Genomic DNA, 22024 nt, shown 5'->3' on the forward strand with positions numbered 1-22024 from the left:
GGCCTGCCGCGTCGCCTGACAGGAGGCAGCTCATGGCCGAGGCTGTCTTTGGCCCTGATTTCGGCCTGGGCGGCTTTGTCGTCGATCCATGCGTCAACGGACTCCACCTGCCAGGCCAGGCGGCGACCCAGCTTTATAGGCGGCGGAACGGCGTCAAACTGCTTACGTGCGAGATGGCCGTGAATGGATGCGATGCTTTTCCCAAGAATGATGGACAATTCCTCGATGTTGTAGAACGTTTTGTGACCATGAGTACTCCTTGTCAGCTGTGAAAGCTGTGAATGGCTGTGTATAAGCATGAGTCGATGAATGGTGTCAACACACGCAAGATTTGCGTACCCCTTATACTGCTTATGCCAGTTATGTCAGTGTAAGGTGTATTTGTGTCATTAAGTGTCACTGTATGGCATTGAGGAAGGGCCTCATCGAGCAGGGTGCTTGTCAGCGGGAAGGGGGAGGGAGGTTTTGAAGCTGTAAGGGCAGTCCCCGCGCGAATGCCCGGCGTGCGCCTTTGAAGGCTCCAGTTTGGCGAGGTGCCTGGAACGGCTCCACGCGCCAAAGTCGGGGGCATTGGGTGCGGGCGGGAAGTCGGACCGGAAAAGCGCTGCCTGAGGCCTGAGCGCATGGTCTTGACAAAAAGTACCTTTATGGTAATTTTTCTTCATGGAAAAGAGAAAACCGACATACGACCTGGCCTCTTTCCGGGATGCGGCGAGAAGAGGCGATGTCTCCGTGACGAAAACCGCCGCCCAGGCAGCCCACCACCTCGGGTTCGATTACGAGGGCATGATGTCGGTTGTTGAGAGCATGGAACGCAGGCACTTTTACAAGTCCATGACCGCCTATGCGGATAGCACGGCGTGGCAGGACGTATATCATGTGCCTTCAGTCGCTGGGATTTTGTATGTAAAATTTATGGCTGGACGGATTTCGGCCTTTGATCTTCTCTCTTTCAAGGAGAAATAAAATGGAACTCAATCCAGTGTGCCACGAGGACGGAACCGAAATGGTTCGTGACGTGAGGCCCGTGGAATTCTCCTACAAGGGGCAGACCATGACTGTTGATATGCCCGGATGGTATTGTCCGAAATGTGGGGAAGGTCTCTATACTCGTGCGGACATGAAGGTTTCCGATCGGGCACTAAACGCCATGAAGGCGAAGTGTGAAGGCCTGTTGGATGGCCCGCAGATAAAGCGCATCCGGAAGAAACTCGGGCTGACCCAGGCGGCGGCAGGGGACCTTATCGGCGGTGGACCGAAAGCGTTTACCAAGTACGAGAAGGGGGACGCCCTGACCAGTCGGGCCGTGACCAATCTTTTGAAGGTGCTTGACGCCTTGCCTGATGCTTTAACCATCCTTCGGGCAAATCAGGACCGTCCTTCCTGCTGATGACCGCACAGTCCCGGGGTGAACTGGTCATCCGGCCCCGAGTTCACCCCGAGGCTGGATAATCATTCCGCCAAGCTCGGAAAAAAAGCACATTTCCCGTCGGTGGAGCAAAAAAAAGTTGCTCCAATTTGCTCCAATTTTGCTCCACTCGGTCTGGAAAAACGTGGATGTTCAAGAAAATTTGTGAGCATTCATCTATTTGGTTTTATTTGAATATTTTTGGTAAGTCCTGGCAATATTTGACTGAAAAATGCGACTTCAAATCCAGTGGGACGTCGAGAGGCGTCCGGTAGGTTCGACTCCTATACGCTTCCGCCATTTTTTTGCCCATCCACCCCTTTTGTGGATATCACTTCCAACCCGCCCTTGGCCCCACATGGGGCCCGGATCGATTTTGCCGCCATATTTCCCTCTGCCCCATTGAATACCTCCTCTGCTTCGTGTCACAATTTTCTTGGAATAGCGGCCGGCGCGCCCTCGGCTATGCGCGTTTCGAACCTGCGCGCCATGCCGGTCTGAAGTCCGGGGAATGAGAAATGTGCGCCGCTATCGATTCTGTTTCTGGGCAAAACCATTTTTTCCTGATAAGGGAATAACGCAACCTTCCGCCTGAACGCTTAACTGCACGGATACGCCATGTCCTTTGCCAATACCGTCCGCAAGGCCCTTGTCATCGGCATCGACGGCCTTGATCCGAACCTGTGCCGCGCCCTGGCCGGCCAGGGAAAGTTGCCCCATCTGTCCCGTCTGGCCGCAGGAGGGACCTTCGCCGACCTGGCAACCGTCAACCCGGCCCAGAGCCCGGTGGCCTGGACCTGTCTAGCCACGGGAACCAATCCCGGTGTCCACGGCGTCTACGATTTCATCGTGCGCGATCCGGCCACCTATCTGCCGCGCCTGTCTCTGACCAAACCGGGATCGGGGGGCACGCCGGCTCCCGCCTACGACACCCCGACTTTTTTCGACGTGGCGGCACAGACCGGATTGCCGGTTACGGCCGTGCGCTGGCCTGTGACCTATCCGCCGGCTTTTGCCGGGGCGAAGGTGCTCTCCGGGCTCGGCGCGCCCGACGTCAAAGGGCGGCTTGGCAACTACGTCCAATACGTGGAGGTCCTTCCCGCCGGCGGCGGGGGCGGACGTGGCCGGGTGGAGCGGGTGCCCTTTGGCGACGGCCGGGCACGCATCGCCATCGAGGGACCGGTGGCGCTGGTGGCCGGCAAACGGAGCCCGGTCCGCACGGAGATGGAGCTTACCCGGCACGACGGCAGACTCCATTACGCCGTTGGCGGGCAGCACGGGGAGCTTGCCCCCGGGGAGTGGTCGCCCTATCTCACACTTTCTTTTCCCATGGCCGAGGGCCGGCTCGTGACCGGGGTGACGCGGCTTTTCTGCGGTCGCCTTGAACCCTTGGAGCTTTACTGCGGGCCGGTGCAGGTCGACCCCCGCGCGCCGAACCTGCCCGTGGCCGCGCCCGAGGGCTATGCGGCCGAATTGGCGGCGGCCCTCGGCGGCCCGTATTCCACCCTGGGCATGCCCGAGGAGACCAAGGGGCTTACCGACGGCGTGGTGACGGACGAGGCCTTTCTCGCCTTTTGCGACGATGTGACCCGTGAACGCGAAGCCATGCTGGAACACGAACTCGGCCGTTTCGCCGAAGGCCTGCTGTCCGTCGTCTTCGATACTTCGGACCGTATCCAGCACTGTTTCTGGCGCTACCACGATCCGTCCCATCCGCTTTACGATCCAGTGGCGGCGGCCCGGCTCGGGCCGGTCATCGAAACCCACCTGGCCCGTATGGACGCCATGGTCGGCCGGGTCGTGGAAGCCGCCGGCGACGACACGGCCCTTTTCGTCTGCTCGGACCACGGCTTTTGCTCCTACGCCCGGTCCTTCGACGCCAATGCTTGGCTGGCCCGGGCCGGCTACCTGAAGCTCAAGCCTCACGATCCTGCCGACAACGGCGAGCTTTTCAAGCATGTGGACTGGTCGGGTACCCGGGCCTACGCCCTGGGCTTCGGCTCCATCTACTGCAACCTGGCCGGCCGGGAGCGGAGCGGCATCGTGGCTCCGGGGCAGCCGGCCCGGGAATTGGCCGACGAGATCGCGGCGCGTCTTTCGCAGCTCGACGATGCCGGTACGCCGGCTGTTGCCGCCGTGCACCGCAAGGAGGATATCTACGGCGGCGCAAAGGCTTCGGACGCGCCGGATCTGGTGGTCGGGTTGCGACCGCCGTACCGTATGGCCTGGACGGCGGCCATCGGCGGCGCATCGGCGGAAGTATTCGCGGACAACAGGCAGAAGTGGTCCGGGGACCATTGCGTGGACGCCTCGTTCGTTCCGGGTGTGCTTTTCTCTAACCTGCCCCTGCCGGGCGCGGCCGGCGGCGCGGTCTCCCAGACGCGTCTTGCGGCTACGGTCTGCCGTGTTCTGGGGCTTGCGCCGGCGGCGGGCATGGAGCCCGACCTGTTCGACGGGAGGGACGCTCTTGACGATCGGGCTTCGCGGAATTATTAATTTCAAAAATTAATTATTAGAAGGACGTAACCATGTCCGACGATCTCAATGCCTGCGCCCGCGAACTCCTGGAAGTCATGCCGCTTGTCATGCAGGACCTGCGCCAGACCATGCGCAGCCACAGCGCCCCGGATCTCCGCGTTCCGGAACTGCGCAGCATGGCTTTTTTGCGGCATTTCCCCGGGTCCAACCTGACCGATCTGGCCGAATACATCGGCGTATCCCTGCCATCCATGTCCAAGCTGGTGGATGCCTTGGCCTATCGCGGTTTTGTCGAGCGCAAACCCGATCCCTCGGACCGACGACGGGTGCGCCTGAGCCTGACCGAGGAGGGGGCAAACGTGCTGTCCAAGGCCCGGGAGGCGGTCAAGGCCAAGTTTGCCACGCGGTTGGCTCGCCTGACGGCCACGGACATCACCCTGGTGACCACGGGCATGGCGCTGTTGCGGGAACTCTTCACCAATACGGGCGCCGCGCCGGGAGCAGGCGAAATCAACCAGCCCGCGTCCGAAAACGCCGAAAGCATCCAGGCGTGACGCGCCCGTCCGGCCGCAAGGCGCAACCGCCTAAGGGCGGGGCGTCATCGAGAGAACGGGCGTAAGCGGCCCGATCGGGAAGACTCCTCGTTCGGGTGCGCAATCGGTCGGAGTCGGCCCTTCGAAAAAACAGGAATCGTTCTTCATGGATCACGTCGTCAGCGGGAAGAACGGTGGGGGGCTGCGCCTGCGTTCGCGGCAGTCTCTGGACCGTTTGTCCCGATCGTTTCGCCATCGCAATTTCCGGCTTTTTTTCGCCGGCCAATTCATCTCCCTCGTCGGCACCTGGATGCAGTCCGTGGCCGTCTCCTGGCTGGTCTACCGGCTCACGGGATCGAGCCTGGCCCTGGGGCTGGTCGGCTTCGTGGGCTACCTGCCCGTGTTCGTGCTCGGGCTTTGGGGCGGCTATCTGGCCGACCGCGGCAACAAGCGTTCCTTGCTCCTCGTCACCCAAACTGCGGCCATGTTTCAGGCTCTGGCCCTGGCCTTTCTCACCCTAAGCGGCACGGCCACGGTGTGGCTGGTCGGGGCGCTGGCCATGGTGCTCGGCACGATAAACGCCGTGGATATGCCGACGCGCCAGGCCTTCGTGGTGGACATGGTGGGCAAGGAGGATCTGCACAACGCCATTGCGCTCAATTCCTCCATGTTCAACAGCGCCCGTGTGCTCGGTCCGGCCGTGGCCGGGATACTGGTGGCGACAGTGGGGGAGGGCTGGTGCTTTTGCATCAACGGCATAAGCTACATTGCCGTCATCGCCGGGCTTCTCATGATGCGTCTGCCGCCGTCACCGCCGCGCCCGAAAACGGTTTCCATGGCGGACCATATGCGCGCGGGCATCCGCTACGCCCTAAACGACCGGCCCATGCGGGCCATTTTGACCGGGCTTTGCCTGGTCAGCCTTTTCGGCGCCTCCTACATGGTGCTCATGCCGGTTTTCGTGGACACGATCCTGGCCCATGGCGCGTCGGGGCTCGGCTTTCTCATGGCCGCCACGGGAGTCGGCAGCGTGATCGCGGCGCTGACCCTGGCCGTGCGCAAGGAAAGCGCCGGGCTTGACCGGGTGCGGATCTTCGCCGGCCTGGGGTTCGGCGTGGCCCTTATCATCTTTGCCCTGTCCCGATCATTTTGGCTGTCCCTGGTGCTGGCCTCGGTGCTCGGGTATTGCCTGATCCTCTTTTTCGCCGCCGCCAATACCCTGCTTCAATTGCGCAGTCCCGACGCCATGCGGGGTCGGGTCATGGCGCTTTATTCCATCACCCTCGTCGGCATGGCCCCGTTTGGCTCGCTTTTCGCCGGGACCTCGGCCAGCCTGATCGGCGCGCCGGCCACGGTGCTCCTTTCCGGCGTCATCTGTGCCGTCGGCATCGGCTGGCTGGCGCGCAGAAAGCCCCATGCCGATGGCTCGAGCGATACGGGCTCGGCCCGAACGTCCTCATAAATCGTGATGGGGGATGCGTACGGCCGTCATCCGGCCGTGCGTGGGACCGGGGTAGCGTACCTCCGGCGGGGCCGTGAGGAGGGGGCGCAGGCAATAAAAAACCCCGCCTGCGCGGGGCCATAGCCGAGAGCTGTTGTCTTATGTGCTTTGAAAGGGCCTCGACGCCGTCACACACATACGACTGGTGGCGTGGCCCATAAAAAAAGCGCGAGTCTCCTCGCGCTTTTAAGGGAAGCCGGACACCCGGCAACAACCGTTACCGCTGCTTCCTTTCGGACCTGACGGGGTTGGCGGCGTGACCGCCGCCCGGCTTCCCCAAAATATGTGGCGGAGAGGGAGGGATTTGAACCCTCGGTACCCGTTAAGGTACATACGATTTCCAATCGTACTCCTTCGGCCGCTCGGACACCTCTCCGCAAGAGCAAAGTTGTATAGCCGCCCCTCCTGATTCTGGCAAGCAAAAAAAGCGGGTTAGGCCAATTTTTTCCCGGTCAGCACCGCATAGGCCGTCAGGTACTTCTCCCGGGTCCTGGCCACCACGTCCTCGGGCAGGCGCGGCGCGGGCGGCTTTTTGTCGAAGCCGATCGAGGTCAGCCAGTCGCGCAGATACTGCTTGTCGTAGCTCGGCTGGGAGTTGCCCGGCTTGTAGCCTTCCGCCGGCCAGAACCGCGAGGAATCCGGGGTCAGGACCTCGTCGATGAGGATGAGCCCGTCATCGGTTTGGCCGAACTCGAACTTGGTGTCCGCGATGATGATGCCGCGCCCACGGGCGTAGTCCCGGGCCTTGGCGTACATGGCGAGGCTCAGTTCCTCCACCTTGGCGCACAGCTCGACGCCGATCATGTCCTTGGCCTTGGCGAGCGTGATGTTCTCGTCGTGGGCGCCGAGGTCGGCCTTGGTCGAGGGCGTGAAAAGGGGCTCGGGCAGTATGTCCGATTCGACCAGCCCGGCCGGGAGCGCGTGGCCGCAGACCGTGCCCGTGGCCTTGTAGTCCTTGAGCCCAGAGCCGGTGATGAACCCGCGCACGATGCACTCGATGGGCAGGGGCTTGGCCTTCCTGGCCACCACCGACCGGCCGGCGAGCTGTTCGGCGTAGGGCGCGCAGGCGGCCGGAAAATTCGCCACCTCCGTGGCCAGCAAATGGTTGGGAACCATATCCCTAAACATGTCCATCCAAAACAGCGTGATCTGGTTGAGAATGACGCCCTTTTGCGGGATGGGGTCGGGCATGATCACGTCATAGGCGGAGATGCGGTCCGTGGTGACGATTAAAAGGCTCTCCGGGGAGAGGTCGTAAATGTCGCGGACCTTGCCCCGCGAACGCAGGGTCAGGGCCGGGATATCGGTCTGGGCGACGGCATCCATGGCGGGTTCCTTATTTGTCGTTGAAGCGGCATTCCACGCTGCGGGCGTGGGCTTCCAGATTTTCAAGCCGTGCCAGCCGGGCGATTTTCGCGCCATTGGCGGCGACATAGCCCGGAGCGGCGGCGATCAGGCTCGTCTTCTTGGTGAAGGTGGCCACCGACAAAGCCGAGGAGAACCGCGCCGTGCCCATGGTCGGCAACACGTGGTTGGGCCCGGCGAAATAATCGCCTACCGGCTCGGGGCAGTGGTTGCCCATGAAAACCGCGCCGGCATGGCGCACTTGGCCCACGAGCGCCCAGGGATCGGCCACGCACAGCTCGAAGTGTTCCGGGGCCACGGCGTTTATCAGCTCCATGCCGACGGAAATGTCCGGCACGACGGCCAGTGCCCCGTAATGGGCCAGCGAGGCTGCGGCGATGTCGTTTCGCGGCAGGTCGGCCAGCCGTTTGACCAGTGCCTCGCACGTGGCGTCAAGGAGCTTTTCGTCCGGGGAGACGCAGACCGCCGCGGCCATGGGGTCGTGTTCGGCCTGGGACAGCATGTCCGCCGCCAGCCAGTCCGGATTGGCCGAGGAATCGGCCAGGATGGCGATCTCGCTCGGCCCGGCGATCATGTCGATGCCGATGGTGCCGATAAGCATCCGCTTGGCCGTGGTCACGTAGATGTTGCCCGGTCCGGCCACCACGTCCACCGGGGCGATGGTGGCCGTGCCGTAGGCCAGGGCGGCGATGGCCCAGGCGCTGCCGACGCGATAGATCTCCTCGATGCCGAGGATGCTGGCGGCGGCCAGTATATACGGATTGAGCGATCCGTCCTGGCGGGGGGGCGAGACGACCACGATGCGTGGCACGCCGGCCACCTGCGCCGGTATGGCGTTCATGAGCAGGCTGGAAATAAGCGGCGTTTCGCCGCCGCGTCCGCCCGGCACGTAGCAGCCGGCCGCGTCCACCGGGGTGACGATCTGGCCGAGCATGGTGCCGTCGGCCGAGGGCATCCACCAGGACTTTTCCTTCTGCGCGGCATGGAAGGCGCGGATGTTGTCCGCCGCCTCCGCGATGATGGCCCGATCGGCAGCCGGCACGGCCGCAAGGCCGGCGGCGATGTCGTCGGCGCTGACGCGCAGACAGGAGGCGTCGAAGGTCTTGCAGTCGAAACGGCTGGTCAGCTCGATCAAAGATTCGTCGCCGCGCTTGGCCACGTCGTCCAGGATGTGGCGGACTTTCTCTTCGGCATCCGAGGCGGCCGCCGTGCGTCCGGCCAGCATTCGCCGCAGCGCCCCGAAATCGTCGGGGCCGGAAATGGTAAATCGTGGGCAGGGCATAGGGATATCCTTGGAAAGAAGGCATTGCGGGACCTGCGCTTGTCGCAAGCCCCAAGGCATGTAAGCGCATCCCCGTCAAATGTCGAGATAGGCATGGTGGCGGGGAAGGGAAGAGGAGGAGTGGGGGGGGCCTCCGGCGGCCAGGGGGAAACTTTTTGAAAAAAGTTTCCCCCTGGACCCCCTTTAAAAACTTTCAATAGGGGGATTGGAGCATCACCAAGACATGCAATGCGTGTCCATTTTTGGGGGAATGACAGGGGTTTTTCTATAGCTAAAAGCACGAAGTTGTAGTGGGCGCAGAGAGATGAGGCACCCCGCCGGTCAGCCAACGGCATTCCTCCATCAATAGCGCCGAAAAAGCCGGAAGCGGAAATACCGGCGCCCGCGGGTGTATTGTAGATGATGTTTAATGTATTACTTTAAGTATTTTTTATCTGTATCCACAGCTGGTTGCGCTGCATCGTCCTGGTCGGCTTCCGGCTTGCCCGCGGCCTCCGGCAGGGAACAATGCGCCCCGGATGTTCGCCTGGCCAAGAGCGACTCGATGGATTCGCCGACGGCCAGCCGGCGCGCCATTTCCAGCTGTTCGGCCCGGCAGGGGGCATGGCCGTCGATGACCGAGCCCCGGACCCGGCGCAGGATCGACGTATAGTCGGGGCCGGGCGCGATGCCGATCCCTTTGAGGTCGTTGCCGGTGATCTCCAGTCTCTTGCCGCGAAGGGTGGTCAGGTACAGGGACACGTATTTCTGGAGCGGCTCGCGCGGATTTCGGGCCATGAGAAAAAGCGCCCCCTCGACCGGCAGCGGCTCCATGAGGAAATACAGCTCGGAAAGGGGCCCCTTGTGGTACTCCCAGTTGAAAAGCCCCTGGGCGGTTTCGCGAATCCGCATGCGCAGCGTGGCGATGTCGCCGGCCGTGCGTTTGGAGAAGTTGAGGCGCTTGCCGACCACCGCGAACTGTTCCGCGTCCATGCCCGAGCATAGGGCCAGGAAGTAGACCAGCCAGGCCTGCGGCTGGGGCTCGATGTAGAGCAGCCGGTACCAGTTGATGACGTTTTCCACCTCCATGAGCACCGTTTCCCGGGGCGGGGTGAGGGCGAGCAGGGGGTGGATGGCGGCCAGAAGCTTGTAGTCGTGCATGCGGCGCAGGCAGGCCAGGGGCGTTTTTTCCTCCAGGATCAACTGCAACTCGTGGAAAACCCGGGAGCCGGACAAACGGTGGAAGAAACTGTGGCGTACGGCGTTCTTGATGAGCCGGTCCGTCTGGCCGCCGATGCGGAAACCGAAACGTTCGCTGAAGCGGATGGCCCGTACGATGCGGGTCGGGTCCTCGACGAAGCTTAAGGAGTGCAGGACCCGCAGCACCCGGTCCTTGATGTCGCGCTGGGCCCCGAAAAAATCCACCAGTTCGCCGTACCGGTCCGGGGAGAGGTGCACGGCCAGGGCGTTGACCGTGAAGTCGCGGCGGTAGAGGTCCATCTTGATGGAGGAAAGCTCCACGGTCGGCAACGCGGCCGGATATTCGTAGTATTCGAGTCTGGCCGTGGCCACGTCCACCCGCTGGCCGCTCGGCAGCACGACCACGGCGGTCTTGAATTTGGGGTGGGCCTTGTACCGGCCGCCCATCTCCCGGGTCATGGCCGCGGCAAAGGCGATGCCGTCGCCCTCGACGACGAGGTCCACGTCCGTGTTGGGGTGCTTGAGGAGCACGTCGCGCACGAAACCGCCCACGACATAAACGGCGTAGCCCAGCTTCTGGCCGAGCTTGCCGGCGTTTTTCAGCAGCGCCAGGATGTCCTTGGGCAGGCGCTCGCGCAAAAGGCCCGAGATGTTGCGTTCGCGCTTGCGCTCGGGGAGCAGCGACTCCGGAATGCGCGAGGGCTCCTTGACCAGCGTGTTGACGATGTCCGTGCGCGTGACCACGCCCACGAGCTTGCCGGCCTCGACCACCGGGGCCAGCCGTTGGCGCCGGCCGAGGATGATCTCCATGACCGGGTACAGGTCGGTGTCGGGCGTGACCACGGCCGGTTCGCGGATCATGTATTCTGACACCGGCACGTCGCCGAGGCCGTGGTTGATGGCCTTGTCCATGATGTCGTGCTCGATGACCCCCACGCAGCGCTTGCCCTTTTTGCTCACCACCGGCAGAGCCTTCAAGCCGTAACGGGTCATGATCTCCTCGGCCCGGCGCATGGTGGCCCATTCCTCGATGGAGACGGCCGGCTTGCTCATGAGCTGGCGCACCAGGATTTGCGGATTGACCTGCGAGTAGAGCAGGCCGAAGAGCTCCTCGCGCACTTGCGTCAGGGTGCGGTTCTTGATGGAGGCCGAGGCCGCGTAGGGATGGCCGCCGCCGCCAAGCGAGGCGCAGATTTTGCCCACGTCCACGTCCGGGCTGCGCGAGCGGGCGACGAGGTGCACCCGGTCGTTCATGAGGCCGATGGCGAACAGCACGCGCAGGTTCTCCATATCCAGAAATTTGTGCACGAGCAGGGCGAAGTCGCCGACGTACTGGTCGGAGGTGGCTTCGGCGATGACCACTTCCACGCCGTTGATGTCGTGGGTCTGGGCCGACTCGATGAGCTGGCTCATGATGGTGATCTGCTCCGAGGAGAGTTCACGCGTCATGAGGTCGGCGATGACCCCCACATCCATGCCGCGTGAGCGCAGCCAGGCGGCGGCGGCCAAGTCGTGCTCGGTGGTGGAGGCGAAGGTGAAGGAACCCGTGTCCTCGTAGATGCCGAGCCCGAGGATGGTGGCCTCGTCGTTGGAAAGGGGCAGGTCCTCGGCCATTATGCGTTCCATGAGAATGGCCGTGGTCGAGCCCCAGGGCTTCACCACGGACAGGGCGGCCGGGACGTCCTCCTCGGTGTCGGGATGGTGGTCGTAGCAGTGAACGGTGAGCCCCGGGTTGGCGAATACCGCCTCGATATGGGGCACGCGCGAGCGTTGGCGGGTATCGACAAGCACGAGGGTCTTGACGCTGGTCGGTTCGATTTCCTTGAAATTTTTGAAATTGAACAGATAGGTGGCGCTTTGGATGAAGAAGTGCCGGAGGTTTTTTTCCTGGCTGCCGGGAAAGATCAGGGTCGCGCCGGGATAGAGTTTGCCGGCGGCGATGATGGCGGCCAGGCAGTCGAAATCCGCGTTGGCGTGGCCGGTGATGATGGTCGGCGCCTCGTTGAGCGGCGGCTTGGGGGGAAAACTCATAGGTAAAGTTCTACTTGCACTTTAATGTTGGGCGCGGGACCGGGGATGGTGGGCGCGGTGCACGGCCAGCAGGCGTTCGGCCTGGACGTGGGTGTAGATTTCCGTGGCGCTGATGTCCGCGTGGCCGAGCAGGGTTTGCACCGTGCGCAGGTCGGCCCCGCCGTCGAGCAGGTGGGTGGCGAAGGAGTGCCGCAGGCTGTGCGGCGAAATATGCAGGGAGATGCCGGCGACCAGGGCGTGTCGTTTGATGCCCTTCCACACGGCCTGCCGCGAAAGCCCCCGGCCGGAGCGATTGAGGAAAACGAACTGCTCCTTGGGGTGGAACGCGCCCCGGATCGTCTGGATATAAGTCGATAAAAATTCCTGGGCCAGGGCGTGGATAGGGATGAGCCGTTCCTTGGAACCCTTGCCGAAAACCCGCAACAGCCCGGCCTGGGCGTCGAAGTCCGTGAGCGCAAGCCCGATGAGCTCCGACACGCGAAGCCCGGCGGCATAGAGCAGCTCCAGCATGGTCCGGTCGCGATACCCAAGCGGCGTGGCCGTGTCCGGGGCGTCGAGGAGTCTTGCCACATCGTCGCGGGAGAGCACGTCCGGGAGCAGGCGCGGCAGCTTGGGGTTTTCGATCAGGGCTGCCGGGGATTCGGGCAGCCAGCCTTCGCCGGCGGCATAGGCGAAAAAGCCGCGCAGAGCCGAAAGATGCCGGGCCAGGGAACGGCTGGCCAGCCCCCGTGAACGCAAATGCATGAGGTAGAGAAAGAGCGTGTCGTCTGTAACGGTCTCGAGACTGCCGGCATGGTCGTTTAAGAAAATTAAAAAGTCAGTAATATCGGTTGAATATGCTTTGATAGAGTGCTCGGCCAGCCCCTTGGCCACGATGAGGTGCTCCAGGTAGTTTTCCACCCAGGGATGGGACGGGATGGCGGGAGAAGTGTTTTCTGTGGTCATGGCGGACACGCCAGAATCTCGTGACACGATTTGGCCCGGGGTTCAATGCCTGATCCGGCCGGGGAGATGTCGCCGCTTCGGGCTTGCAAGTTTGGGCCGGGCGTGGGACAGGGTTAACATCCATAACCGCCGGAGGTCGCCCATGGGTCGCTTCTTTTTCTTTCGTTCATTGACGCCGGTCTGGATTATGCTTTTGGCGCTGCTTGTTTGCGGATGCCAGAAAACGGTCCGGGGACTGGGCGTCGGGAATGTCGCTTACACCAAGCGCCAGACCTTCGTCCTGGCCGCGCCGGACCCGAACGCATCCGTCGTGGCCTCGCTTGGGGCCAATGTTTCCGTGACGGTTTCCTCGAGCAAGAACGCTTTTCGCCGGGTTGATTTCGACAACGGCCGGGTGGTCGGCTGGGTCCGCGAGGACGCGTTGTCGTCCAGCACGGTCAAGGAGACCGCCCCCGCCGCGCAACCGGCCAGACGCGCGCCGACGAAGCGCGTTCCGGCCGCATCCGCCAAAGCGGCCAAGGATGAGGGCGCCGTCGCAAAGGACGCAACAAGCGCCCCTCCGGTGGACACGCCGCAAGCCGTGGAGACGCCTCCGGCCGCTCCAGCCTCCACAGCGCCGGCCGCCGCCCAGGCTCCCACTGCGCCCGAGGCCGCGCCTCCGGCAGCCAAGGGCGGTTCGGGCGGCATCCTCTCGCCCAAGGACGCCCAGGCCGCGCCGCCGCCGCGCGCCCCCGCCACTGGGAAGCAGGCCAATCCCGAAGCTTTCGACCCGTTCTAACCGATAATATTCCTAACGTAACAACTTCAAAAAGTTTAGGAAAGGGAGAGCGCGAGAGGGGAGAACCCTTTTTAAAGGGTTTCCCCTTTCGCCTTTTCTTCTCCTCACTCCTTAACGGGCTGGCGTCGCCTTTTCGTTTTGTCCGCTCGTGACCACGGTCGGCGCGGCTTCTTCCGCGGCGGACAGGCGCTGGCTCGTGTAGTCGTCGAGGGAGGTGTAGCGCGCGTCGGTGACCATGAGCTCCACCTTGGACCAGGCGGCCAGATGCACCGGCGCGCCGGCCATGGCGGTAACGCGCGTTTCGATGTCCCGGATTTCCTTGGGCGTAAGCAGGCGGGGCCCGACGACTTCCGCCCGGGCGGCGTATCCGTCGTCTTTGCGGACCACGTCAAGGCTCGTCACGAACATATTGGGCAGCGCCTGCACATCCTGGCGCAAGGCGGCGGCGACCTTGTCCGCTTCGGGGGTCGGCGGGCCGAAATGGGCCCGGCCGAAAAGGATACGTCCGGTTGCGGTCACATCGACCGGCACCTGGCAGCGGGCCAGCAGGCGGATACGGGGATCGCCCAGCCGGTCGCGGATCGCCTGCTCGAAGGCCTGGGCCTCCTTGGCGACCAGGGGGCGGGGGCTTTGCAGGGTGGCCAGGATGACGGGATCGCCGGCGATATGGACGAGGTCCACGTCGAGCAGCAGCAGTTGCGGCCGGGTGGAAAACAGTTCGCGCAGGGTCTGTTCGGCCAGTTGCAGCCGCTTGACGTCCGTTGGGACCTTGTCGGTGATAAAGCTGCCGTCCAGGGAGGGAACGGTCACCACGGCGGCCCCGCCGGGCGGAAAAATGTCCTTGGTCAGCAGACAGCGCGTCACCAGCCGCACATCCTCGCCCAGCTCCTGCTCCAGGGCTTTTTCCATGGCGGCCACCCGTTGGGGCGTAAAGGGCTTGGGGGTGCGGATGGAGGCCAGGACGTCGAGGCCGTTCTGGTGGTTTTTGCGATGCGTCAGGACCAGGGAGGCGTTGGGGTCCTGGCCCAGGATACGTTCCAGGGTGGCCTTGACCGCGCTGTCCTGGTTGCGGTCGCGGACGATGCCGGACAGGGTGTGGGTGAGGTAGGCCGAAACCAGCAGAAAGCACAGGATGGCGATGGCCAGATTGCCGGCCACGCCGCGCCGTTTGGCGGCTTGGGGAAGGCTTCGGGCCAGTCCGGCGGCCAGGAAGGTCAGGGCCGACACCAGCAGGATGGCCACGAAGTTGGCGAAAAAAAGCAGGAAGGCGCCGCTTGCCCCCTGGGGGGAGTTGGCGGCCAGGCACAGGCCGCAGGTGGTCAGCGGCGGCACGATGGCCGTGGCGATGGCGACGCCGGGCAGGGCCGGGCTGATGCGGGTATCGACCATGGCCAGGGTACCGGCGAAGCCGGCGAAAACCGCCACCAGCAGGTCGAGCAGGGTGGGCTCGGTGCGGGCCAGCATTTCCGGCGTGACCTCCGTCATGACCGGCAGCAGCCCGAAAAGCGCCCCGAAGGCCACAGCCAGCACCATGCCGGAAATTTCGGCCCGGAGCGATTTTCCGAGCAACGCCGCGTCGCCCCGGATCATGCCCAGGGAAATGCCGAAGATCGGGGACATGAGCGGCGAGACGAGCATGGCCCCGATGATGACCGCCGGGCTGTTGGCCACAAGCCCCAGGCTGGCGATCAGGGAAGCCGCGGCGATCAGGGCGTAAAATCCCGCCCCGGGCGTCGAGCCCCGGGTGATCTCCTCGGTGATGTCCTCGCAGCGTTTGTCGCTTATATGGCAACGGGCCAGAATGGTCCTCAACCGGTCGTTCATGGGCGACCTCCCGGATTGCGTCCGCTCGGGACGGGTTCTCGCGGCGGACCTCGCAAGTCCTTTGGGGCTCAAAGACAAGTTAGCGCAACATGGGCCATGGGAAAAGTCGAAACCGGCTTCATTGTCGCGCGACCGTCTTGACACGGCCTCGGCGACTTTTTTACCTCTGGCTGCCGCAAAAAAGGAGGCGCCGTTACGGACCGCCATGTCGCCACCACCGCCTACGTCGGCCTGGGCTCCAATCTGGGGGACCGGGCGGCGACGTTGGAGAAAGCCCGCGAACGCCTGGCCGCGCTTCCCGGGGCGTGTCTTGCGGCCGCAAGCCCGGTGTACGAGACCGAACCCTGGGGCGATGCCGACCAGCCGTTTTTCCTCAATCAGGTCGTGGCGCTGACGCTTGCCGCCGACTGGACGGCCGAAAGACTCCTTACCGCGCTTCTGGACATCGAAACCACCCTTGGGCGCGTGCGCGGGGAGCGCCGGTACGGGCCGCGCACCCTGGACCTCGATCTGCTGCTTTTCGGCCAGGCGGCCATCGACGCGCCGGACCTGTTCGTGCCGCATCCGAGGCTGCGGCAGCGCGCCTTTGTCCTGGTGCCCCTGGCGGATATCGCCCCGGAGGCGATCATCCCGGACGGGGAGGGCGGGAACGTTGCGGCGGCGCTTGCGAAAATTCCTTTCAAAATCGTTGGAAATACCATAAGAGCGTGACATTGACGGGGTCCGCAAAGGACCTGTAAGGAGCGTTATGACCCGTTGGCTTATACTGATCGTGGCCGCCTTTATTCTTTATAAGCTTTTCACCGGCGACCGTGGCCGCAAAAAGACCCAGGAAGCCGAAACGAAAAAGCACATGGCCGCCACCGGCGAGATGGTCAAGGACCCGGTTTGCGGCACCTATGTCCCGGCCGACGCCGACATCCGCGTCCGTGACGGCAACAAGGTCTATGCCTTTTGCAGCTACGAATGCCGCGACGCCTTCGTCAAGCGCCTGGAAGCCAGCCGCACCGAGTCCGTCGAGCATGCCAAGGAAGCCGAACATGCCGAAGAGGGCCGGGGGTAACCGCCTACGAATCCTCCGGCTGGCGCGCGCCGTCGTTTCCCATGGTGACGAGCCCGTCCGGATGCGGCCAGTTTCTGACGTTTCCCCTTCGGTTTGCGGTCTCTTGTGATGGAGGTCGCGGCCCTTCGCCTTGTGCAGCATGCAGCAGACGTTTCATAACACCAAAGGCGCTTCCGATGGCTGGACTTGGCGGCTGACCTTCGCCGCCGTCCTGGCTGTCGCCGCCTGCCTGCGCCTGTATCATCTGGAAACGCCGACCATGTGGTGGGACGAAATCATCGTCCCGCTCACGGCGCGTTTCCCTGTTTCCTACATTCTTGATTTCTCGCGCCACTGCGAGATGCATCCGCCTTTATATCACCTTTTCATCAAGGCGGTGGAGTGGGCGGGTGTCTCCGATTTCGCCTTGCGCCTGCCCTCGGTCCTGTGCGGGCTGGCCGCGATCTACGCCGCCTGGCGGTATTTCGGCCGGCTCTACGACCGGTCGGTCGGCCTTGTCGCGGCGGCGTTTCTCGCCGGCAGCGCCATGCAGGTCTGGCATGTGCGGCAGGTGCGGCCGTACGCCATCCTGACCTTGCTGTTCGTCTTTTCCCTTTATTTCTGCCTGCGGCTGATCCGGGAGCGGCAAAACCGCGATCTCTACGCCTTGCTTGGGGTCAATGCGGTCCTTTTGTGCCTGCATTACTTCATGTTTCAGATCGTCTTCGCCGAGGGCGTCGTGCTTTTGGCCAACTGGCGGCCGCGCGGGCAGGGGATTTCCTTGCGGCAGCTTGTTGTTTTCTGTTGTGGGACGGCCATCGTGGCCTTGCCTGTCCTGTTAGTCTTTTTTCTGCCCAGCCAGACCACGTTGTCGATCTTCGCGGACAAGGCCACCTTTGCCGCCATAGGCCGGCTTATCGTCGCCTACGCCGCCGACGTGTTGTGGAGCCACGACGATACGGCCATGCGGCTGGTCATCGGCGCGATCGTTGCCGTCGGAGCCTTGGCCATGGTCAGGCGCGCTCCCCGGGAACTGGCCGCCTGTCTCATGCTCGTGGCCATCCCGGCCCTGATTCTTTTCCTGATGCGCAAGACCGCCTATTTTTCCCCACGCCATTTCCTCTACATGACCGTGGTGGCGGCCCTTTTCGCCGGCCAGGCGACGCGTTTCCTGCCCCGTCCCGGCCTGTTCGTCCCGCCGGTGGCCTTGCTGCTCGCCATCCTCCCGGCGGCCAACATCTTTTTCGTCCATCCGGGCGCCTACTTCGGCCCCACGAGCTACCACCATCCGGTCTTTGTCACGGACTTCAAGCCCATGGCCCGGGAACTCGCCTGGAGGCTCACGCCCGGAGAGGTGATCGCCGCCTCGGACCCGGGCACGGTCAATGCCGTGTCCTGGTACCTGGACCGGTTCGTGGCTGACAATCCCTTTCGCGACCAGAAGCTCGACGCGGCAAGCCCCGACTTTACCCTGCGGTTTTTCGCGCCGTTTCACAATTGGGGACATCTGGGCAAAACAGAGCGGGCCTTCGCCGCCGCCGTCGGCTCCATCAGCCGGACCGAGCAGGTCTTAAACGCCAAGATCTACGACCTGCCTATTCACCGGGAGCCGGCCCCGTCCATCGCCGCCATGCCGTACCACCTGCGACGGCGCGCCGCTTTTCCGGATTTTTACCGGCAGGTGACGGCCTTTTCGGACATGACCGTCAATCCCTATTGGGGCGGTGAGGCCATCCCCACCCGCAACAGCCGGCCGGCCGTTCTGGAATACCGGATCGACAACGCGTCCGGCGACGCGCCCCAGCAACTCCAGTGGATCATTGAGTATAAAAACGAAGGGAAGGGCAGCACCATGGCCTTTTCGGCCCGGTTCGACGACGAGCCGCCGGTACCGCTTTTCACCTCCGCTGGCCCGGACGGACGGGGCCTCCGCATGGTGTCGCTCGTGCGCGAGAAGCCCTACAAAGCCCTGACCTTGCGCCTGGAGACGGTCTGCGCGCCCTATACCGCCCGATATCCCGGCGGCAATCTGGAGACCACCGCCTTTCGGGACTTCGACCTGGAAATCGTGCCGCTCGGACATTTCGATTCCCCGGTGCCGTTCGCCGTGCGCGAGAGCGGGGGGCTCGGCAAGATCGAGCACAGCGACGTCAACCTCTGGCGCTGGGGGCTCGGCCCCCAGAGCGAACTGGCCTTCGATCTGCCCGAAGCCGGCGACTACGCCCTCGATCTCGACTTCGCCAACGTCATTCCCGGCCAGACCGTAACCATCGCCGTCAATGGGGCGGTGGTCGAAACTTTCGCCAACCTGCCGGCCGACGCCCGCGTTTCCCGCCGCATCCCCGTGGCCGGACGCCAGGGGCACAACACGATCGTCATCGCCTACGGCGACTGGAACCACGGTAAGACCACCTTCGCCGCCACGGACGTGCGCCCCATGGCTCTTTTCATCCGCAAACTGCGCTTGCTGCCCGGCTCCTGATTTTGGCTGACGCGTCCGGTTGCCGGTTTGACGGACCCTGGGCTACAAGGACAACAATCGCTTCCGCAACCACCATCCCGCAAGGCCCGCCGCCATGAACACCCGCATTGTCGACGTGGCCATAAACGTCTTCGGCAAACCAGCCCAAACCGCGCTGGCCCTCTTGTCGCTGCTCGAGCATTCGGGCCGCTGGATCGACAAGATCTACTTCATCGAGGAAAACGCCGCAGTCAACGAAGCCTTCGTTCATGGGGACATCCGGGCCGCGCTTGGCGACCGGCTCGTCTTCTTTCGCCCGCAATGCATGAACTGGCGCTATGCCGTGGATCCGTCACGCCTGGGCGACACGGGCTACCGCCACAGCCTGCGCTACCAGTACGCCTTCGAACACACGGACAAGCGCTATCTGCTTTTTATCCACAACGATTGCGAGTTCATCGGCGACGCGGTCGGGCTCTTGCTCGGGCATATGGGCAAAAATATCGGCGTGGGGGAAGTGGGGCAGTGCTGGTTGTGCCCGGCCAAGCGCCTCGGCCATTGCGGCCCTGGCCGCTACCTGGAATACCGGCCCGACTTTGCCGAACTCCGCGCCCTTTACGACGCCCTGCCGGCCGAGGTCTACCGCCGGCTGTATACCCAGGAGCCGACCGAGGAACTCATGCGCCATCCCTGGCCGCTGCCGGAATGCCGGCTCAACGAATATTGCTGTCTGATCAATATGGAGATGGCCCGGCCGGCCACCTGCCCGCAAGGGCAGGCCCGACCGTTCGGGGCTTATGTCGATGTGGGCAATCCCGAGACCGGCAATGGCATTCTGGACATCGGCGTGGCCTGGTTCGGAGATATGGTCCGCCTGGGCCATACCTTCGGCCATGTCCCCTTGGCCTCGGTGCTGCGCCACACCGTCGGCGGGCACCAGGCCCTTTTTGCGCCGGAATTATACGTGGAGCAGGAAGAAAAAGCCCTGGCTATCCTGCAGACCCGCTTTGGCGGCCATAGAAACGACAACACGGAGACGAAGTAATATGCTCCTTTTTACCATTGGCGAAGAATGCTCGGGCTGCGGCTTGTGCGTGGCGGCCTGCCCGGCCAGTCTGGTGCGGCAGAGCGAGGAAGGGCAGCCGCCCCACGCCCTGGCCGGCCGCGAAGAGCACTGCATCCGCTGCGGCCATTGCGTCATTTCCTGCCCGACCGGGGCCTTTCACCACGCGCTTTTGCCCGAGGAGCGGTTTTCGCCGCTCAAACGCCGGGAACTGCCGGACCTGGCCAGCCTGCGCCGGCTGCTCATGTCCCGCCGCTCCTGCCGTAACTTCAAGCCCGAGACGCTTTCCCACGAGGAAATCCTGACGCTTCTCGAGGCCGTGCGCCATGCGCCCACAGGGCATAACGCCCGGCAGGTGGGCTATGTGGTGGTGGACGGCCCGGAGCGCATGGACGTAGCGCGCACGGGCGTGCTCGAGTGGATCACGGCCGAGGTCGCGGCCGATACCCAGCGCGCGGCCGATCTGCATCTGGCCGGCGCGGCCCGGGCCGTGGCCAAGGGCAAGGACGTGATCTTTCGCGGCGCGCCCCATGTGGTGGTGGTCCACGCGCCCGACGCCGGCATCACCCCGGCCCTGGACGCGGCCATCGCCGCCGCCTGGCTGGAAATCGCCGCCGCGGCCGGAGGCTACGGGGCTTGCTGGTGCGGCTACCTGATCTTTGGCCTGCACGCGCATCCGCCCCTCGGCGCGCTCCTCGGCATCCCGGAAGGGCACAAGGGCTACGCGGCCCTGCTCCTCGGCCAGGCCGCCATCCGGCCGCTTGCCGTCCCCCCCCGTGACATGCCGCCTGTGACGTTTTTTTGAGGGTGAGGGTGCCTCCGGCGGCCAGGGGGAAACTTTTTTCAAAAAGTTTCCCCCTGGACCCCCTTCAAAAACTTTCAACGGGGATCATTCGATCACCGTGACCAATTTTTTTGCGAAAATAGCCCGTGAGGAGTTTTTGGGGAGGGAGGGGGTCTGGGGGAGGGGACCCTTTTTTGCAAAAAAGGGTCCCCTCCCCCAGCGCCTTACGCATCCGTCTCCGGATACGCCGCTTCCATGGCGGTGCGGAAGGCCTCGAAGCGGCCTTCGCGGATGGCTTGGCGGGCCTGGGCCATGAACCGGGAGAAGAAGGTCAGGTTGTGCAGGGTGTTGAGCCGGTAGGAGAGAAGTTCCCGGGCGACGTAGAGATGGCGCAGGTAGGCCTTGGAGAAGGTGCGGCAGGCGTAGCAGGGGCAGTCGGCTTCCAGGGGGCTGTCGTCCTCGCGGTATTCGGCCCGCTTGATGTTGACCTTGCCCTGGAAGGTGAAAAGGGTTCCGTTCCGGGCGTTTCGCGTGGGCAGCACACAGTCGAACATATCGATGCCGGCGGCCATGCCGGCCAGCAGATCGCGCGGCGCGCCGACGCCCATGAGGTAGCGGGGCTTGTCGGCCGGGAGCAGGGGAGTCGCATCGTAGAGGATGTCGTACATCTCCGCGCGGCTTTCCCCCACGGACAGGCCGCCCAGGGCGTAGCCCTCGAAGGCCAGGTCGATAAGCTGTCGGGCGCTTTCGGCGCGCAGGTCTTTGAAGAACCCGCCCTGGACGATGCCGAAAAGGAGCTGGCCCCGGTCCAGGGGCGCGTGGGCCGCGCGGCAGCGCGTCGCCCAGCGGGTGGTGAGCCCCAGGGATTTTTCGGTGTAGGCCCGGTCCGCGCCGTAGGGCACGCATTCGTCCAGGACCATCATGATGTCCGAGCCGAGGTTGCGCTCGATGGAAATGACCTTTTCCGGGGAAAAGAGGTGCTTGGAGCCGTCGATGTGGGAGGAGAAGGTCACGCCTTCCTCGGTGATGCGGCGAAGCCCGGACAGGCTGAACACCTGAAACCCGCCGGAATCGGTTAAAATGGGCCCATCCCAGGCCATGAACCGGTGCAGGCCGCCCATCTTGGCCACGAGCTCGTCGCCCGGGCGCAGGTAAAGGTGGTAGGTATTGCCAAGGATGATCCGCGCCCCGATGGTGCGGAGATCGTCCGGGCAAAGGCTTTTGACCGTCCCCTGGGTGCCGACGGGCATGAAGACGGGAGTTTCGATTTCGCCGTGGGCGGTGGTCAGCCGGCCGGTGCGGGCACTGCCGTCGCCGGGGCCGAGCGTAAAAGTTCCTGGCAGGTTCATG

General features: G+C 63.8%; 18 protein-coding genes, 1 tRNA gene and 1 other RNA gene. 12 read left to right on the plus strand and 8 right to left on the minus strand.

What is annotated here, in order from left to right; all coding sequences use genetic code 11:
• The first annotated feature begins 32 nt into the window (after positions 1-32).
• From DESFRDRAFT_RS22470 to DESFRDRAFT_RS00985, 6 genes are all read left to right on the plus strand, one after another.
• Positions 33-272, plus strand: coding sequence for a hypothetical protein (locus DESFRDRAFT_RS22470; protein WP_005990235.1), 240 nt, complete (start codon positions 33-35; stop codon positions 270-272).
• Positions 273-663: 391 nt separating this feature from the next.
• Positions 664-966 carry a type II toxin-antitoxin system MqsR family toxin gene (locus tag DESFRDRAFT_RS00965; protein WP_043793513.1) on the plus strand — a complete coding sequence of 101 codons (303 nt, stop codon included), beginning with the start codon at positions 664-666 and terminating at the stop codon, positions 964-966.
• 1 nt (position 967) lies between these two features.
• Complete coding sequence (locus DESFRDRAFT_RS00970) at positions 968-1390, plus strand: type II toxin-antitoxin system MqsA family antitoxin (RefSeq protein ID WP_005990237.1); 423 nt, start codon at positions 968-970, stop codon at positions 1388-1390.
• 636 nt (positions 1391-2026) lie between these two features.
• Complete coding sequence (locus DESFRDRAFT_RS00975; RefSeq protein ID WP_005990239.1) at positions 2027-3904, plus strand: alkaline phosphatase family protein; 1878 nt, start codon at positions 2027-2029, stop codon at positions 3902-3904.
• Between the two features lie 32 nt (positions 3905-3936).
• The gene (locus tag DESFRDRAFT_RS00980) at positions 3937-4440 is read left to right on the plus strand and encodes a MarR family winged helix-turn-helix transcriptional regulator (protein WP_005990241.1); all 504 of its coding nucleotides are present in this window, start codon (positions 3937-3939) and stop codon (positions 4438-4440) included.
• Positions 4441-4585: 145 nt separating this feature from the next.
• Positions 4586-5881, plus strand: coding sequence for an MFS transporter (locus tag DESFRDRAFT_RS00985; RefSeq protein WP_005990243.1), 1296 nt, complete (start codon positions 4586-4588; stop codon positions 5879-5881).
• A 223-nt stretch (positions 5882-6104) separates the two neighbouring features.
• Here DESFRDRAFT_RS00985 and ffs read toward each other — a convergent pair.
• The 6 genes from ffs to xerD form a co-directional block, all read right to left on the minus strand.
• An RNA gene (ffs, locus tag DESFRDRAFT_RS20975) (signal recognition particle sRNA small type) lies at positions 6105-6200 on the minus strand.
• A gap of 6 nt (positions 6201-6206) precedes the next feature.
• Positions 6207-6296: transfer RNA gene (locus DESFRDRAFT_RS00990), tRNA-Ser, on the minus strand.
• Between the two features lie 56 nt (positions 6297-6352).
• Positions 6353-7246, minus strand: a complete 894-nt coding sequence (locus DESFRDRAFT_RS00995; RefSeq protein ID WP_005990245.1) for a phosphoribosylaminoimidazolesuccinocarboxamide synthase — start codon at positions 7244-7246, stop codon at positions 6353-6355.
• A gap of 10 nt (positions 7247-7256) precedes the next feature.
• Positions 7257-8567 (minus strand): histidinol dehydrogenase, encoded by a 1311-nt coding sequence (hisD, locus tag DESFRDRAFT_RS01000; protein WP_005990246.1) that lies wholly within the window; start codon positions 8565-8567, stop codon positions 7257-7259.
• A gap of 414 nt (positions 8568-8981) precedes the next feature.
• A complete protein-coding gene (locus DESFRDRAFT_RS01005) occupies positions 8982-11777 on the minus strand; it encodes a CBS domain-containing protein (RefSeq protein WP_005990247.1) in 2796 nt (931 codons plus the stop codon).
• A 21-nt stretch (positions 11778-11798) separates the two neighbouring features.
• Entirely contained in the window at positions 11799-12722 is a 924-nt protein-coding gene (xerD, locus tag DESFRDRAFT_RS01010) for a site-specific tyrosine recombinase XerD (RefSeq protein ID WP_005990248.1), read from the minus strand.
• Between the two features lie 142 nt (positions 12723-12864).
• On the opposite strand from xerD, the gene DESFRDRAFT_RS20570 reads away from it, so the two are divergent.
• A complete protein-coding gene (locus tag DESFRDRAFT_RS20570; protein WP_005990249.1) occupies positions 12865-13500 on the plus strand; it encodes an SH3 domain-containing protein in 636 nt (211 codons plus the stop codon).
• A gap of 111 nt (positions 13501-13611) precedes the next feature.
• Here the strand turns inward: DESFRDRAFT_RS20570 and DESFRDRAFT_RS01020 are convergent, their stop codons facing one another.
• The gene (locus tag DESFRDRAFT_RS01020; protein ID WP_005990250.1) at positions 13612-15324 is read right to left on the minus strand and encodes a DUF389 domain-containing protein; all 1713 of its coding nucleotides are present in this window, start codon (positions 15322-15324) and stop codon (positions 13612-13614) included.
• 231 nt (positions 15325-15555) lie between these two features.
• Here DESFRDRAFT_RS01020 and folK point away from each other — a divergent pair, with 231 nt between their 5' ends.
• The 5 genes from folK (at position 15556) to DESFRDRAFT_RS01045 (ending at position 20695) form a co-directional block, all read left to right on the plus strand.
• Positions 15556-16035, plus strand: coding sequence for a 2-amino-4-hydroxy-6-hydroxymethyldihydropteridine diphosphokinase (gene folK / locus DESFRDRAFT_RS01025; protein WP_081458390.1), 480 nt, complete (start codon positions 15556-15558; stop codon positions 16033-16035).
• A gap of 37 nt (positions 16036-16072) precedes the next feature.
• Entirely contained in the window at positions 16073-16387 is a 315-nt protein-coding gene (locus DESFRDRAFT_RS01030; protein WP_005990252.1) for a YHS domain-containing protein, read from the plus strand.
• 139 nt (positions 16388-16526) lie between these two features.
• Positions 16527-18848, plus strand: a complete 2322-nt coding sequence (locus DESFRDRAFT_RS01035) for a glycosyltransferase family 39 protein (RefSeq protein WP_005990253.1) — start codon at positions 16527-16529, stop codon at positions 18846-18848.
• A gap of 94 nt (positions 18849-18942) precedes the next feature.
• Positions 18943-19872 (plus strand): hypothetical protein, encoded by a 930-nt coding sequence (locus DESFRDRAFT_RS01040; RefSeq protein WP_005990254.1) that lies wholly within the window; start codon positions 18943-18945, stop codon positions 19870-19872.
• A 1-nt stretch (position 19873) separates the two neighbouring features.
• Positions 19874-20695, plus strand: a complete 822-nt coding sequence (locus DESFRDRAFT_RS01045; RefSeq protein WP_005990255.1) for a nitroreductase family protein — start codon at positions 19874-19876, stop codon at positions 20693-20695.
• A 203-nt stretch (positions 20696-20898) separates the two neighbouring features.
• Here the strand turns inward: DESFRDRAFT_RS01045 and tgt are convergent, their stop codons facing one another.
• Positions 20899-22023: a tRNA guanosine(34) transglycosylase Tgt gene (gene tgt, locus DESFRDRAFT_RS01050; protein WP_005990257.1), complete on the minus strand. Its 1125-nt coding sequence runs from the start codon at positions 22021-22023 to the stop codon at positions 20899-20901.
• Position 22024: the final 1 nt, after the last annotated feature.

Origin of the sequence: Solidesulfovibrio fructosivorans JJ] (assembly GCF_000179555.1) — a bacterium.
GTDB lineage: Bacteria > Desulfobacterota > Desulfovibrionia > Desulfovibrionales > Desulfovibrionaceae > Solidesulfovibrio > Solidesulfovibrio fructosivorans.